General features: G+C 35.3%; 15 protein-coding genes and 3 tRNA genes. 11 read left to right on the top strand and 7 right to left on the bottom strand.

The genetic code is table 11. From position 1 onward, the window contains the following. The first annotated feature begins 2 nt into the window (after positions 1-2). From CAI20_RS01905 to ccmE, 6 genes are read left to right on the top strand one after another with little or no spacing between them, the layout of a single operon-like run. Entirely contained in the window at positions 3-1445 is a 1443-nt protein-coding gene (locus CAI20_RS01905; protein WP_149168743.1) for a complex I subunit 4 family protein, read from the top strand. Next, positions 1442-2830: an NADH-quinone oxidoreductase subunit N gene (locus CAI20_RS01900; protein ID WP_149168742.1), complete on the top strand. Its 1389-nt coding sequence runs from the start codon at positions 1442-1444 to the stop codon at positions 2828-2830. Before CAI20_RS01905 ends, CAI20_RS01900 begins: the two co-directional genes overlap by 4 nt. Positions 2831-2878: 48 nt before the next feature. After that, on the top strand, positions 2879-4147 hold the full coding sequence (locus tag CAI20_RS01895; RefSeq protein ID WP_149168741.1) for a hypothetical protein: 1269 nt from the start codon (positions 2879-2881) through the stop codon (positions 4145-4147). Between the two features lie 26 nt (positions 4148-4173). Further along, the gene (locus CAI20_RS01890; RefSeq protein WP_149168740.1) at positions 4174-5079 is read left to right on the top strand and encodes a biotin--[acetyl-CoA-carboxylase] ligase; all 906 of its coding nucleotides are present in this window, start codon (positions 4174-4176) and stop codon (positions 5077-5079) included. Beyond that, positions 5076-5213: a CcmD-like small membrane protein gene (locus CAI20_RS06535; RefSeq protein ID WP_007302385.1), complete on the top strand. Its 138-nt coding sequence runs from the start codon at positions 5076-5078 to the stop codon at positions 5211-5213. The genes CAI20_RS01890 and CAI20_RS06535 overlap by 4 nt, the downstream gene beginning before the upstream one ends. Then, positions 5197-5589, top strand: coding sequence for a cytochrome c maturation protein CcmE (ccmE, locus tag CAI20_RS01885; protein ID WP_012481969.1), 393 nt, complete (start codon positions 5197-5199; stop codon positions 5587-5589). Before CAI20_RS06535 ends, ccmE begins: the two co-directional genes overlap by 17 nt. Before the next feature lie 75 nt (positions 5590-5664). Here ccmE and CAI20_RS01880 read toward each other — a convergent pair whose 3' ends face one another. From CAI20_RS01880 to CAI20_RS01865, 4 genes are all read right to left on the bottom strand, one after another. Further along, on the bottom strand, positions 5665-6129 hold the full coding sequence (locus CAI20_RS01880) for a hypothetical protein (protein WP_007302387.1): 465 nt from the start codon (positions 6127-6129) through the stop codon (positions 5665-5667). A 94-nt stretch (positions 6130-6223) separates the two neighbouring features. After that, the gene (locus CAI20_RS01875; protein ID WP_007302388.1) at positions 6224-6667 is read right to left on the bottom strand and encodes a hypothetical protein; all 444 of its coding nucleotides are present in this window, start codon (positions 6665-6667) and stop codon (positions 6224-6226) included. A 46-nt stretch (positions 6668-6713) separates the two neighbouring features. Then, positions 6714-8159: a magnesium transporter gene (locus CAI20_RS01870; protein ID WP_007302389.1), complete on the bottom strand. Its 1446-nt coding sequence runs from the start codon at positions 8157-8159 to the stop codon at positions 6714-6716. Between the two features lie 200 nt (positions 8160-8359). Then, a tRNA-Ala gene (locus CAI20_RS01865) sits at positions 8360-8435 on the bottom strand. A gap of 300 nt (positions 8436-8735) precedes the next feature. Here CAI20_RS01865 and CAI20_RS01860 point away from each other — a divergent pair. Beyond that, positions 8736-8808 (top strand) — tRNA-Lys (locus CAI20_RS01860). Positions 8809-8825: 17 nt separating this feature from the next. Next, a complete protein-coding gene (nuoF, locus tag CAI20_RS01855) occupies positions 8826-10079 on the top strand; it encodes an NADH-quinone oxidoreductase subunit NuoF (RefSeq protein WP_007302390.1) in 1254 nt (417 codons plus the stop codon). A 22-nt stretch (positions 10080-10101) separates the two neighbouring features. Here nuoF and infC read toward each other — a convergent pair whose 3' ends face one another. The 3 genes from infC to nuoI all read right to left on the bottom strand — a co-directional run bounded on the left by infC (position 10102) and on the right by nuoI (position 13202). After that, positions 10102-10620 (bottom strand): translation initiation factor IF-3, encoded by a 519-nt coding sequence (gene infC, locus CAI20_RS01850; protein WP_007302391.1) that lies wholly within the window; start codon positions 10618-10620, stop codon positions 10102-10104. A 12-nt stretch (positions 10621-10632) separates the two neighbouring features. Further along, the gene (gene thrS, locus CAI20_RS01845; protein ID WP_019236808.1) at positions 10633-12534 is read right to left on the bottom strand and encodes a threonine--tRNA ligase; all 1902 of its coding nucleotides are present in this window, start codon (positions 12532-12534) and stop codon (positions 10633-10635) included. 185 nt (positions 12535-12719) lie between these two features. Further along, entirely contained in the window at positions 12720-13202 is a 483-nt protein-coding gene (gene nuoI, locus CAI20_RS01835) for an NADH-quinone oxidoreductase subunit NuoI (protein ID WP_012481971.1), read from the bottom strand. A 197-nt stretch (positions 13203-13399) separates the two neighbouring features. On the opposite strand from nuoI, the gene mnmE reads away from it, so the two are divergent. The 3 genes from mnmE (at position 13400) to CAI20_RS01820 (ending at position 16035) form a co-directional block, all read left to right on the top strand. After that, positions 13400-14728, top strand: a complete 1329-nt coding sequence (mnmE, locus tag CAI20_RS01830) for a tRNA uridine-5-carboxymethylaminomethyl(34) synthesis GTPase MnmE (protein WP_007302394.1) — start codon at positions 13400-13402, stop codon at positions 14726-14728. Positions 14729-14775: 47 nt separating this feature from the next. Continuing rightward, positions 14776-14860 (top strand) — tRNA-Ser (locus CAI20_RS01825). 170 nt (positions 14861-15030) lie between these two features. Further along, a complete protein-coding gene (locus CAI20_RS01820; protein WP_007302395.1) occupies positions 15031-16035 on the top strand; it encodes an NAD(P)/FAD-dependent oxidoreductase in 1005 nt (334 codons plus the stop codon). Positions 16036-16063 lie beyond the last annotated feature (28 nt).

Here is a 16063-nt window from a genome sequence, read left to right as displayed (position 1 = left end):
AGGTGTTGTTACTTAGTATATTCTTGCTTCCACTGATAGGAGCGTTGATTTTATCCTTAATCAGGATTAATCATCAATCTATACACCTAAGATTCCTTGCCCTATTTTTTGCTGTACTTCCATTCTTGCTTAGCATTGTAGCTTGTATAGAATTTGATTATAACAATGCGGACTTTCAGTTTGTCAGCTATCCAGTAAGAGATATTGGAATAGGGGTGGATGGAATATCGTTGCTTTTCCTTCTACTTACGACCTTCTTGTTTGTTATTTGTATGCTCTATAATTGCAAAATGAGTTATACGACCCTAAAAGCCTATATGGCATTATTTCTACTGCTTGAGAGTTTTGTAGTCGGTTTTTTCGTTTCACTGAATGCTATAAGCTTTTATGTGTTTTTTGAAGCTGTCTTAATACCAATGTTCTTTATTATTGGCATTTGGGGAGGGAAGCAAAGGATATATGCGACGTTTAAGTTATTTCTTTATACATTAACTGGCTCATTATTATTTCTACTTGGACTGGTTTACATCTATAGCATTTTTGGAACGTTTAGTATACAAAAATTAGCTACATTAGTGCCAAGCCTTGATCTTGAAGTGCAGTCATTGCTGTGGATTGCATTTTTTATTTCTCTTGCAATAAAAGTACCTATGTTTCCATTTCACACTTGGCTTCCTGATGCGCATGTGCAATCACCAACTTCTGGATCTGTGATTTTAGCTGGCTTGCTTATTAAAATGGGGGGATATGGATTTTTAAGGTTTTCTATTCCAATGCTTCCTCAGGCAAGTTTGTATTTTTCAAATTTCGTTGTTATGCTGAGCATTATTGCGGTGATATATGCTTCTCTAGTTGCGTTTGCTCAAGGTGATATAAAGAAGTTAATAGCTTATTCTTCAATAGCACACATGGGGATCGTTACCGCTGGCCTCTTTTCATTTTGTGAGGAAGGAGTACTGGGTAGCATATTTCAAATGATTAGTCATGGCCTTATTTCTGCTGCTTTATTTTTGTGTGTTGGGATGCTATATACTCGAACCGGAACTTTGGAGACTGCAAAGTATTTTGGCATAGTAAACACAATGCCAAAATTTGGTTTTATGTTCATTTTATTTTCAATGGCTTCAATAGGGCTACCTGGAACATCTGGATTCATAGGTGAGTTTTTGGCTATGGTTGGAATGTTTAAGAGCATAGGGTTTTTTACAGGATTTATCGCACTTGGCACTATTTTAAGCGCAGTTTATATACTGAATTTATGTAAGCAAATAATATGGGGGGTTAGCTATTCTAAATTATTAAATAATCGCTTGGATAGCATAGAATTTTCTGTCTTAATTCTGCTTGCAGTGTTTGTTATTTTGCTTGGATTCTACCCAACCCTTGCACTGAATTATTTGAAGCCATGTATGGCAAATTTGTTAGTAAAATATAATGCGCTATGAATTATATACAGATATTGCCGGAAACGTTCTCTATTATCTCCTCGTTAGTGTTGCTACTGCTTGGAATTATATTTAACCGCCGAACTATCAACTTATTAGCACTTGGCTGCACAGTGGTAACTTTGATTATTTTAATTATTTCGGCAGAAAACAATGAAATTTTTCTCTTTAATGCGTTGTTAAAACTCAATTTATACATCAGGCCAGCCCAAGGGTTAATTCTCAGCACAGGAATTTTAATACTTTTGATGCTGAATTTATCAAAATATGACTATAAATATGAATTTTCAATACTGATTCTTTTTGCGCTATTTGGCATGATAACTTTAGTTTCAGCAAATAGTCTGATTTCTTTTTACTTAGCTTTTGAGTTGATGAGTATATCTTTATATGTTCTTGCGAGCTTTAATAAAAATTCAGCTTATTCATGTGAAGCAGGAGTGAAATATTTTACACTTAGTGCACTATCTTCCTGCATTATGCTATATGGAATGTCGCTGCTTTATGGATATACAGGACAAGTCAATTTCTCTGAGCTCGGTTCATTCTTGCAAAACCATCAGATAACTTATGGAATAGTTTTTGGGTTAGTTTTTATCCTTATTGGTTTGTGTTTCAAGCTTGCTATTGCTCCTTTTCATATGTGGGCTCCAGATGTCTATCAAGGTGCACCTACCATAGTAACTGCGTTTTTTTCTACGGCCCCAAAAGCTGCACTTGTAACATTTTTAATTCGATTGATGAATGAAGAGTTAGTAAATGTAAAAAGTTATGTTCAGCCTATTTTCTTATACTTTTCAGCATTGTCTGTGCTTATCTCAGCTTTTGGGGCCTTGCGTCAGCAAAACTTAAAAAGGCTGCTTGCTTACAGTTCAATTGGTCACATTGGTTTTATATTTGCTTCACTTTCTATTTTTACACAAGCAGGAACAGATAGTGCCTTAATGTATCTGGTGATATATATCATCACAAGCATAGGGCTATTCTCATATCTCGTACAAATTGACGATGACGATTGTGATATTGCAAATTTATCTGGTATAGGGAAGAAACGCCCAATTGTAGCATTTCATCTTTCTGTACTGTTACTCTCGATGTCGGGAATACCTCCACTTGCAGGTTTTATCGCTAAATTTTTTATATTCAAAAGTTTAATAAATTCTGGCTTTATCAGCCTGTCTTTGATCCTTGTAATATCGAGTGTGATATCATGCTACTATTATTTAAATATCATGAAAGTTATGTATTTTGATAAAGCTAGTGGTAATAAGGTTGATTATTCTAAGAGTCTATTCATTATCACTTCAGTGGCTTCACTGATCAATCTCGTTCTTTTCTTGTACGCAGAAGATCTTTACTCATTGATTAATTCATTGACAAATTAACAATTTAGTGTTTATAATTAGTGATTAATTAATATTTTGTGGTGAAAAATGAGTAAAAGAAAAACTGTTTTGAAATTTTCAATTGCCGCTCTCTTGCTAGGAGGATCGAGCACTGTAGCTGTTTTATATTTTCCTTATGTTGCTTTAGCAATTAAATTTGGTATTGTAATCTCTATAGCTCCTCTGGCAATTTTTGCCATTTCTGTAGTTGCTGCATTAGTTTCAGTAATTACATTAGCAGCATTTACTATTTCCGCCATACGCAGTAAGGGTAAATCTAATAAGGTTAGTAGCGAACCAAGAAGTAAAAATGAAGAAAAAGGACAAAGTCTAGTACAAGAAAAAGATGCACCTACTCCTACGCCACCGTTGCTTTCGCAAGAGCCTGAAAAGTCGGTTGTTCATATTCCACAACAACCACCAGTTGATGATCCAGTGAAAGAAACAGAAACACCGCAACCTGGAAACGTTATTGCTAATGGTGCTGATCAGCAAGCTAACCAAACAGAGGAATCGTTGCCACCATATCCAGAACCCACCTCGCCTCTAAATAGCATGGATCAACTCAAATCGTTTCCTGAATTGCTTTCAATTGTTGTGGATGCACACAACAATTTGGGAGATGGTAGTAATTCCATCAAAAATTATCAAGAAAATATGTCACTTCCAATATACTTGCCCCAACAATCTCAGACTTTACATAATGCAAAACTGGCCTTGGGGCTTAGTTATGCATTAAATGAAAGAAGGCAACAACCTAATCAGGCTAGTACAATAGGTATTGACGTTTCCTGGAGCAGTGACTTTGAAGACTCAATAATTGCCAACAATAGCCTTCCTAGTGTTAGTATCACCCAAGAATTAGAAGAACGGTCAGGAGGAGTTAGGTGTTTTTCTGAACTAAATAATGTTCATAATATACTCGAATATCGAAGACAGCTATCTCTTATGAATAATTACTCTAACAGTTATTGTTCTTCTATGCTTTCATCAATACAAGAACCAGATAGGCTACAAGCAAGTTTAGGAAGTGACAATCCATCAGTGCAGTCTTTTCAACCAAAGAAGGAGCTTTTATATGATGTAAATAAAAAAATTTTTGATAGCGTTGATTATGAAGTAAATTGTACTAGACTTTCTGAGAATGCAGGGGAAGCTCCTAATTACGAACGGGAATTTCCACTTACTGAAACAAATGTTAACAGCGGTCCTGAAGCAATGCCCTATGACGTAAATGAAAATAGGCCTTCATATAGCAGTATGCAATCACCTGTATTATCAAGTTCTGCTAGCCGTGGCAACAGTTTTTCTGGATAAGAGAGTTTTTTGATAGAATTAAGAAAATGATCCCTGAAACATTTGAGGGTTTTCATATTCATCATTACAAAGAAGTTCCAAGTACTAATAAAGAAGCATTGGGTTTAATTGAGAAAGGGATATCAAATGAAACTGTCATTATTGCTGATAAACAAACAGAAGGCAGGGGACGCACTGGAAAAAGCTGGATTTCTCCAGAGGGTAATTTTTATGCGAGTTTGGTGATAAATCTTTTGCAAGCTCCACGGTGTAATATTCAATTACTGGATTCCAGCGTCACACACTGGAATGACAGAGAAAATTTAAGCAAATTAACAGAATTGACTTTTGTTACTGCTCTTGCTGTAGGGAATACTTTATTATCGTTAAATTTCTTGAATAATCAAACCCACTGCGGTGTCATTCCAGTGCGTGACACTGGAATCCATACTTTTTCTTCTGGATCCCAGTGTCAAAGCACTGGGATGACAAGAGATCCATTCATAAACGATCTCAATCTTCAATATAAATGGCCAAATGATGTTCTAATCGATGGCAAGAAAATAAGCGGAATATTGCTTGAAAAAAAATCCAATTCAAATTGGCTCATTATAGGAATTGGAATTAATGTCAATCATGCGCCACTTCCAGGCACAACGTGCATTAGCAATTACGGTGAATCTGTGTCTAACATGGATCTATTAAAGGAATTAATAATAAATTTTAATAAGCTAAGAAAGCAATGGCTATTTGATGGGTTTTATGCTATAAGAGAAATGTGGTTAAAAAAAGCATTCAAAATGAATGAGCAAATCAGTGTAAAGTTAGCTGACAAATTGTATGAAGGAATTTTTGCTGATATAGATAAAAGTGGTAAATTGGTGTTGCAGCAAAAGGATGGAAGCTTAATTTATTTTGATGCAGGTGAGTTATTTATTGGCAGTGCATTATGAATACATATGTAATTTTTGCTTACCTTATTAGTTTCATACTGATTGGTGGAAATTTGATTTTTACCGTTTCTTGCTATACTAAAAGTAAAAAAATTCTAGAAAGCCTGAAAGATAATAATGAAGAAGAAACATAAGCGATTACTTATAACTTCAGGAATTTTCTGCTTTTTAAGTTGTGCAGTTTTTTTTATTTTAACAACGCTCAAAGAAAATATCTCATTTTTCTATACAGTAAGTGAGGCAATAGTTTTACCAAATAATCAAAAGCCAATCCGTGTTGGTGGAATGATTGTTGAAAATAGCGTGATACGGAGCGAAAGCGAAGTAATTTTTCAGATGACAGATTTTAATAAGAGCGTTATGGTGAAATATCAGGGAATACTTCCACCAATGTTTTCAGAAAAAAGTGGTGTTGTTGTACAAGGTAAAATGTTTGATAATGGTACCTTTCTTGCAGATACGGTGTTTGCAAAACATGATGAGAACTATAAGCCGAAAGTCCTAAAATAGATTTCCTAATTCAGTTGTATTGAAATGGTATGTGAAAGAAAGCAACAGCCTGCTAGCAAGCTGTTACTTTCCTAACTACCACAATATATCAGAGTGAGTTGGTGCTTCCCATTCTACGTCATTATGGTCAATTATTGCTGCTTTTAATCCTTCAACTTCGCCCCTTAGGTGATCAAGTTCTTCTGCCCATGTTCTATAGTTTTGATTATTATCAATAAATCCATCCTGCTGAATTAACTTATTCAAATGAGATAAACCTTCGGCCAAGTGTTGGTTCATATCAATAAACTCTCCTCTAAGTTGTGCTATGTTCTCCATAATTGAGACACGCAAGCCCGAAACAAACTTCTCGTTTAAATCGCAGACTAACTTATCCATAACTTGATAGACGTAATGAATTGTTGCAATTTTATCTTCAATGTCCTCAAAGTTTGTGGGCTTAACTTCAACTTCTATATTGTCTATTTCTTTAAAGTTGAAATCGCTCATTTGGTTTATTGCTTCAAAGTTATTTTCGCTTTCTTGTTTACTATTATTCATGCTAACTCCTATAAAATTTTAAAATCAACTCAGCTACATTGAAATGGTATGTGAAAAGAGGTAACAGCCTGCTAGCAAGCTGCTACCTTTTTTATTAAAGCAATCCGTTCTCTTCGCCAGTAAATGCAGGAGCTCCTCCAATCTCTGGTATATCATCAAGTCTAGTCTGAAGATCTTTAAGTTTATCGTCTATCTCGCTTGTCTTTGCGCCTATGTTTTCTATAGTTAATGACAGTGGTGTTACTACGCCATTTGTAATCGCCTCACTTATATCGCCGTTATATTTATTAATACTTTTCATCAGACCATCATAAAAATTTTTAAGATTCTTAACGCTTATCGTGATTGCCGGTATAGCATTAATCTCTTCTTCTTTCATGACCTTGGTTATATCAATCCCATCCGGTTTGCTTTTAGTAGTAATCTTCTTTATTTCTGGTGTTACAAAATCTGGTTTATTAAACGCCGGCTTCTGAAGTTGTAATGTACTATTTAATTCAACTCCTTCACTAGAATATAATTTTGTACTTTTACTCATAATAGTTACCTCCTATAAAAAAACTACTTATCTTTATAAATCACTACTATACAAATAACAGTGAGTCATTATTAATGTCTACTATTGTGAAGTCTGGGGCCTGTCCAATTTCTGGCATATCATCCTTGATTTGCTTGAGCATCTCCTTGATTTCCTCGTTATGTTTATTCTGTTCTTCAAGTTTCTCTTTCAATGCATCAATAATAGCATTGGACTGATCTTTACTGCTAAGATCACCAATCACAGACATGACTTTCTCGTGAGGCAATTTGTGAATAATATCTTTCAGCTCTCCTGCACCTAAATTATCCAAAAGTTCTTTAAACTGCTCATTAGACATATTGCGAGCAAAAGCTTGAAGTTTGTCTGGGTTGTCAGCTAAAGACTTAATGATAATCTGAATCTTATTAGAATCAGTTAAATCTCGAGCTACTATTGCAAGTTTATCGTGGTCTAGTTTATTAATTAAATTATGTAACCTATCTCCTTCTAAAGTGTGTACTAGGGCTGGAAGTTGCTCAGACCACAATTCCTTGGAAAGAATGGTCAAATGGTGCTCATCTAAATCTTTTGCTAATTCTACAAGCTGATAATCGTCTATATTATTGATAAGTGCCTTGAACTGATCGACTTTTAAATGAGGTAAAATTTCTCTTACTTGCTCTGGATTTAATTCTCTCACTAGGGCTCCAAGCTGATCATCATTTAAAATAGGAATAATTATTTGTAATTTTTCTGGATTTAGTTCATAAGCAAGAATATGTAATTGGTGATTGGTTAAATGACTCACCAAAGTTTTCCATTGATTATCTGTTAAGTGCTTTACTAAGTTCTCTATTTGGACTTCACTAAGAGTATGGGTAAGAGTTTCTAACTGATCTTCTGTTAGTCCCCCAACAAAAATTTTAGCAAACACCTTTGATAGTATTATATTCTCTGGTATTTTAGATAATATATTTTTTACTGTTTCTTCACTGACGTCCAGCCCAATATATTGTAATGCCTGATTGTCAGGTGAATTAACAATATTTCCTTGATAATCTGAGAAATAATATTTATAAGTATCAGACAATTCTTCCTGTGTTACATAAATGTACTTAGATCTCTCAGATTTAATATCATTACGCAAAGTACCAGAACAACCTTCTTCGCAGTCTACAAAGTACGATTTCATTGATAGCTTGACTAACATATCATTATAATATACAAATGCACAACTGTTTTTTGTATAACATGGTTTATCTCTAGAAAAACTACCTTTCAAAGTATTTCCCTCTTCGTTCCTTATGCAATAAAAGGTATCTCCAAGGATGTTATTGCCGCATAATCTTATTGGTAATTCTATCGTTTCATCTTCTTTTCCCAGTTGCACAAGCTTAACTTTTTTAACCGATTGAAAAAGAGAAAATTCAGGCCAATAGACGTTGTTACCAAATCCTTTTGATAATTCCTCTCCGGGTACCATCTTAAAAACGCGTTTCTTGCTACTCATAAGTATTTCCTAATCAACTTAATTATAGCTATTCTAACATTTATTGATTAATTTATTGTTAAGTTAGTATATATCAGAATTATAATAACACACATTACTTGCATAAAGAAAAGTTATAGAAAGAGGGATTTTTTAGGAAACTAGTATAAAACACTCCTAGATTAAAATAAGCTGACTTTATGATACGCTAGAACCTATATTGGTGGAGGCAAGCGGGATCGAACCGCTGACCTTCTGCGTGCAAAACAGATGCTCTACCAGCTGAGCTATGCCCCCAATTCTTGCTTAAAGCATAAATCACTCACGCTGAAATGCAAGAAATATTTATTTGTGAGGCTATTGCTAAATAGTGCACAAATTCTGCATTTATGTATAATTCTCTATCTTTTTAGAGTTGTACGTCAGCTTTACCAAAATGAATCTTTGAATTAACAAGAAGTTTTCCTTCAAAAATTTTTAATTAAATTATCACTAATGCAGTACATTATGTAATTTATTTAACCACACATGAAAATTTTAGTTTGATTAAAACGGATAAAAACTATATTACTGTTTAGTGTAGCTGAAAAATAAAATGATCCCGTAGCTCAGCCGGTAGAGCAACTGACTTTTAATCAGTGGGTCACGCGTTCGAATCGCGTCGGGATCACTTAGAATCTTAAAAGCATGCTAAAAGAACAGGATAAAATATTCATAAACTTAAATGGTAAAGAAACACCACTACTTGAAGGTGCAAAAAAACGTGGTAGTTGGCAAAAAACAAAGGAATTACTGGATTTAGGATCAGAAAAAATCATTGATGAAGTAAAGAAATCTGGCTTGAGAGGTCGAGGGGGTGCAGGATTTTCTACTGGCCTTAAGTGGAGCTTTATGCCTAAAAATCCTTTAAAAGCGTATTTAGTAGTCAATGCAGATGAGTCAGAACCTGGTACGTGTAAAGATAGAGATATATTACGATATGAGCCACATAAGTTACTTGAGGGAATTCTTCTAGCTGGCAGAGCGATCAGCGCATCAGTTGCATATATTTATATCAGGGGTGAATTTTATAATGAATATTTAGTTCTAAAAAAGGCACTTGAGGAAGCCTATAAAGAAAACTTAATTGGAAAAAATGCCTGCAAATCAGGTTATGATCTTGATGTGTTTATCCATAGGGGTGCAGGAGCTTACATATGTGGGGAAGAAACAGCTCAACTCGAATCCATTGAAGGAAAAAAGGGCTTTCCTCGCATGAAACCTCCATTTCCTGCAGGTGTTGGACTTTTTGGTTGTCCAACTACAATAAACAATGTTGAAACTATAGCCATGGTTCCAGATATTCTAAATCGCGGAGGAGAGTGGTTTGCATCTCTTGGTAAACCAAATAATACTGGCACTAAGGTCTTTTGCATTTCAGGGCATGTAAATAATCCATGTAATGTTGAAGAAGAGCTCGGAATTTCACTGCGTGAATTAATTGAAAAATACGCAGGTGGAGTGAGAGGAGGTTGGGATAATTTACTTGCTGTAATACCTGGTGGGTCTTCAGTCCCACTAATTCCAAAATCTATATGTGATACTATTGAAATGGATTTTGATTCATTAAGGGCTGCACAATCAGGGCTTGGTACTGCTGCTGTAATAGTGATGGATAAATCAACTGACATAATAGCTGCAATAGAAAGATTATCACATTTCTATATGCATGAGTCCTGCGGACAATGTACACCATGCCGTGAAGGCACTGGATGGATGTGGAGGATTATGAGAAGAATGGTAGCAGGAAATATTAAACCTGGTGAAGTAGATAAGCTACTTGACCTTACAACTCAAATAGAAGGGCATACAATTTGTGCACTTGGCGATGCTGCAGCTTGGCCAGTTCAAGGATTAATCAGACATTTTCGTCATATAATTGAAGAGAGGATAGTAACTTAACTTATACTTTTAAATGATTTTACTACTTAGCAGCTAAAGTTAAAGAATATTGATTTCCTTCCCTTTTAGGTGCTAATTCTACTTTTGCAATATCTTCAGCGTCTCTAATTAGCCGTTCTAATTTTTTCAGTCCAACTTCAGTGTTTACAAGCTCTCTCCCTCTAAATCTCATTGTGACTTTAATTCTATGTCCATGCACAAGAAAATCCCTTGCTTGACGCAATTTTGTTTCGTAGTCGTGATCACCAATATTAGGACCCAGTTTAATTTCTTTTATAGTTAATGTTTTTTGTTTCTTTTTTGCTTCACTTGCCTTCTTTTTTATATCATACTTTTGTTTGCTATAGTCCAGAATTTTACATACTGGAGGAGTTGAATCAGGTGCGATTTCTACCAAGTCTAAATTAACACTTTGTGCAACTTCCAAAGCTTTTTCTATTGGAACAATTCCGACCATTTCACCACTATGATCAACTAAGCGTACCTCCTTAGCTGTGATGAGTTCATTAATTCTGTTTTTATTGTTCTTTTTGACTTGCAAATTTTAGCTCCATTAATTCAAATTAATAATCTTTAACAGCAATTCAGTAGCATTCTCCAAAGAAAAAGACTCCTGTTTTTCCGATCCTAAATTTCTCACTGACACAGTTTTATTTGTAACTTCATTTTTGCCTATGATCCATAATATAGGTACCTTACTTGAACTATGCAAACGTATCTTATAGCTAATTTTTTCATTGGTCAAATCAGTTTTGATTCTCACACCTTGTTCTTTTAAAACGTTGCTGATTTCTGTAGCATAACCGTCAGACTCATTTGTAATGGTCAGAATAGCAAGCTGTGTTGGAGCAAGCCAAACTGGAAATTTTCCTGCATAATTTTCTATTAAAATTCCAATAAAACGCTCAAAAGTTCCAAGAATTGCCCTATGTAACATGACAGGGTGATGCTTGTGCCCGTCTGTTCCTATATAAAAAGCTCCAAGCCGCTCCGGTAAAATAAAATCAACTTGCAACGTTCCACATTGCCAATTTCTACCTATTGCATCTTTCAAAATAAACTCTAACTTTGGACCATAAAATGCACCTTCACCAGGATTAAGTTCATAACTAAGCCCTGCTTCTTTAACTGCTTCAAGCAGTGCTCTTTCAGCTCTATCCCACACTTCATCATTACCTGATCTAGTATCTGGACGGTCTGAAAATTTCACAGAAATTTCATTGAACCCAAGTTCTGAATATACTTCTTTTAAAAGGTCACAAAACTTTACAGTTTCAGAATTCACTTGTTTTTCCATACAAAAAATATGTGCATCGTCTTGCGTAAAACCACGCACTCGCATCAGTCCATGCAATGAGCCTGAGCTTTCATTTCTATGGCATGTGCCAAACTCTGCCATACGTATCGGTAAATCACGATAGCTTCTGATGTGAGAATTAAAAATCTGCACATGACAAGGGCAATTCATGGGTTTTATTGCTAGCTTTTTACTTTCAGATTCATCAATAATGAACATATTTTCACGAAACTTATCCCAATGTCCCGATTTTTCCCACAGCTCTTTGCTTACTAAAATAGGGGTTTTCACCTCAAAGTAGCCATTGTTCATTAACTTTTTTCTGATGTAAGACTCAAGAACATTATATAAAGTATATCCCTGTTCATGCCAAAAAATCTGCCCAACAGCTTCCTCTTGAATGTGAAATAAGTCCATATCCTTAGCAATTTTGCGGTGGTCGCGTTTTTCTGCTTCCTCCAGACGTTTAAGATAAGTATTTAATTCATCCTTATTTCTCCACACGGTGCCATATATTCTTTGCAACATTGGCCCCTTAGAATCGCCACGCCAGTATGCACCTGCCACTTTCATAAGTTTAAACGCTTTAACTCTGCCAGTTGATGGTGAGTGCGGACCACGACATAGGTCTACAAAGTTGCCTTGTTTATAAACAGTTAGGTTTTCGTTTTCTGGTATTGATGAGACAATATCAACCTTGTATCTTTCACCTATATCACTAAAGAAATCAATTGCCTGCTTACGAGTCCAAACTTCTCGGACGAATCTGTGGTTACTTTTTATAATTTCCTTCATTTTTTTTTCTATTGCAGCAAGATCGTCCGTGGTAAAGGTACGATCTGTAGCAAAATCATAGTAGAAACCATCTTGAATTGTTGGCCCGATAGTAATCTGAGTATTAGGAAAGAGCTCTTTTACTGCCTGCGCCATTATATGAGCAGCATCATGCCTTATTATATCTAAACCCGCTTCGTCACTCAGTTGTATTACCTCTATCTCTGTATCAGATTCAATTTCACGTGAGAGATCATACAACTCACCATTTACCTTAAAGGCAATTGCTTCTCTCAAAGCATCCGGTTGTAATATATCAAAGCCAGTGACTCTACCACTGTATTCTTTTACTTTTTGTTCGGCTAAAAAGGTAACTTTTATCATTCATTAGACCTTTTATCATCCCAGTGCTTGACACTGGGATCCATGTTTCTTTCTTTTCTAGATTCCAGCGCCACGCGCTGGAATGACACCAAAAGGTGAGCTACTGATCTTTCAGTTAAATAACAGTTGTACAAGAGATCTATTACATACTTGCTGTAAGAAATTTTAATTGTTGACATACCTAGTTAATAATACGGCCTATTCTTTTTTAACCTGAGTGCAATTGCTTCTTCCCAAACTTCACCATTACGCAATAGCTTTTCTTTATTGTACATTAGCTCCTCTCTTGTTTCAGTAGCAAATTCAAAGTTAGGACCCTCCACAATTGCATCAACTGGACATGCTTCTTGGCAAAGTCCGCAATATATGCATTTTGTCATGTCAATATCATAGCGTGTGGTGCGGCGACTACCGTCTTCTCTTTCCTCTGCTTCAATAACTATTGCTTGAGCAGGGCAGATAACTTCGCATAACTTACAAGCTATGCATCGTTCTTCACCATTTGGATACCTACGCAGCGCATGCTCACCACGAAACCTTGGACTTAAAGGGCCCTTCTCCATAGGATACCTCAAAGTAACCTTTGGTTTGAACATATATTTTAATGTAATAACAAACCCTTTAATTAACTCTACAGAAGACCAATACCAAGCTAATTTCTTGAGCATAATATTTAAAACTTGTGTCAGTCATTATAAATCATATTATCAGTTTTCAAAATAAATATTTTCATCTGGATGACTTTTGTAGTTTTTCTATACAATATATTTACTAATACTGCATTAATATGAATAAGTAATATAAGCAAAAATTTTTTAGATTAGGTATTTCGATTTCTTAAATTGCTAAGTAGTTTATATAAATAATGACAAACACAAATGAAACTATTTTTGCTTTGTCGACCGTATTTGGTAAGTCAGGAGTTGCAGTAATCAGAATTTCAGGCAACTACACCCTTAAAGCTTTAAATCATTTTCATATTAAGAAAAAAATCAAACCAAGATTTGCTACTTTAGTTGATCTATATGATGATTCCAATCAATTGATAGATAATGGAATAATCATCTATTTCCCTGCTCCAAACAGTTTCACTGGCGAGGATGTTATAGAGTTACAAGTGCATGGAAGCAAGGCCGTCATAAAAATCATCTTGGAGAAATTATCAAAAATTTTCGTTATGGCCAGGCCTGGAGAATTCTCACTTAGGGCTTTTCTAAATGGTAAATTTGACTTAACGCAAATAGAAGGAATTGCAGACTTAATTGATGCTGAAACGAAAATGCAAGCTAAACAAGCGATTAAGCAGATATCAGGAGAATTGGAGAGACTATACAGCAATTGGAGGCAAAGATTAATAACGATACAATCCAAAATCGAAGCATATATAGACTTTCCAGAGGACATTTGGGCAGAAAAAAGTGAATTGGAAAAAATTAATAATGAAGTGCAATCTCTCGTGCAGTTGATACAAGAGCATTTAAATGATAATAGACGGGGCGAAAGGTTGCGTGAGGGTTTACATATTGTAATAACTGGTGAACCAAATGTCGGTAAATCAACTCTGTTTAATTTCTTAGCCAAGCGTGATATTGCTATTGTTTCTGAATATGCAGGCACAACAAGAGATATACTTGAAGCTCATATTGACATTGGGGGATACCCAATCATTCTCTCTGATACTGCTGGAATTCGTGAGAGTTCAGATCCAATAGAATCAGAAGGTATAAGTCGAGCGAAAAAAAGGTCTTTTGAAGCTGATTTAAGAATAGAACTATTTCCTTTTGAACAGCGTCATAATATCAATTGCAACGTTGTAAATAGCGATACTATTTATGTATTGAGCAAAGCTGACGATGCAATTAATGACAGAAATATACTGATTGGCGGTGTAGATTTTCTACCTATTTCTATTTTAAAGGGAATAGGTACAAACAAGTTGATCTCTCTCATAAAAAAGAAGGCAGAGGAAAAATTTGGGCATGATAGAGACACTCCTGTGATTACTCGGCAAAGACATAGGAGTCACATGCAGAAAGCACTGGAACATTTACAACGTTTTAAAATCGATAATCCAATTGAGTTGATATCTGAAGACTTGAGGCTTGCTGCATTTGAACTTGGTGCAGTGATTGGAATTATTAATGTTGAGGAAATATTGGATAGTGTGTTTAGTAGCTTTTGTGTAGGCAAGTAAGATTTTTATAGATTGCTTGAAATTAAATATTGTGGTAAAAAAGAGGTGGACGGATGGCCGAGCGGTTTAAGGCACCAGTCTTGAAAACTGACGTACGGAAACGTACCATGGGTTCGAATCCCATTCCGTCCGCACTTACTTCTCAGATTTAAAATGTTAGTTAATTTTTAGAGCTTATTTAGATGGTTCATAACGCTGGAAATCTTATCTAATCTAGCCACATCTTTTAAAAATACATCCCTTTGTAAATTGACCTTGTTAGCAAAGAAAGCTAATATCTATAAATAGATCACCATCTGAATATGGAAACCGATATAGTAATAATAGGTGCAGGGCCTATTGGAATATTCACTGCTTTTCAAGCGGGAATGCTTGATATGAGATGTCATGTAATAGATGTTTTGGATCAAGCAGGAGGACAATGCACAGCTCTTTACTCAGAAAAGCCAATATATGATATACCTGGTTATCCTGTAATTACTGCCCAAAAATTAATTGAGCAGTTAATGGAGCAAGCTTCACCGTTTGAGCCTGTTTACCATTTAAGTCAAAAAGTGGAAAAGATTTCAAATAACGAAGGTGAAAACTTTACTATCATAACGAACATAGGTACAGAGGTAAAATGCAAAGCCGTTATCATTGCTGCAGGTAACGGAATGTTTGAACCTAACCGTCCACCCTTAAGTGGTATATTAGAATATGAAAATAAATCTGTATTTTATAGTGTAAATAAAATTTCTGATTTTCAGGACAAAACTATAGTCATTGCAGGGGGGGGTGATTCTGCGGCTGATTGGACTGTAGAACTTTCTAAAGTTGCGAAGAAAATTTATGTGATACATAGGAGAAAGGAATTTCGCTGCACTCCTGAAACTAGAAATAAATTAGAATCACTTGAAAATGACGGAAAGATAGAACTGGTAGTGCCATATCAATTACACGAACTAGCAGGAGGTAATGGGCAGTTGAGAGCAGTGATAGTAAAAAACATTGCCTCTAAGGAAGAAAGAGAAATATCCGCTGATTTTTTGCTGCCATTTTTTGGATTATCAATGAATCTTGGTCCAATAAACAATTGGGGTATAGAGTTAGAACATGGCCGCATAATTGTCGACCCAGCTACACTTAGAACCAGTAGAGATAGAATATATGCAATCGGAGATATAGCTACTTATCCAGACAAACTAAAATTGATACTAAATGGTTTTGCTGAGAGCGCCATGGCTTGTTATCACATATACAAAGTAATTCACAATTCTCCAGTTAATTTTCAATATTCAACTTCAAAGGGAATTCATCGAAATTAAAGAGTAAAGAGATCCATGAACCTGCATG

This window comes from Wolbachia endosymbiont of Chrysomya megacephala, from assembly GCF_008245065.1.
In the GTDB taxonomy this organism is placed as follows: Bacteria; Pseudomonadota; Alphaproteobacteria; order Rickettsiales; family Anaplasmataceae; genus Wolbachia.
Note: the sequence above shows the minus strand (reverse complement) of the source record. Positions and strands in the feature narration are given on the sequence as shown.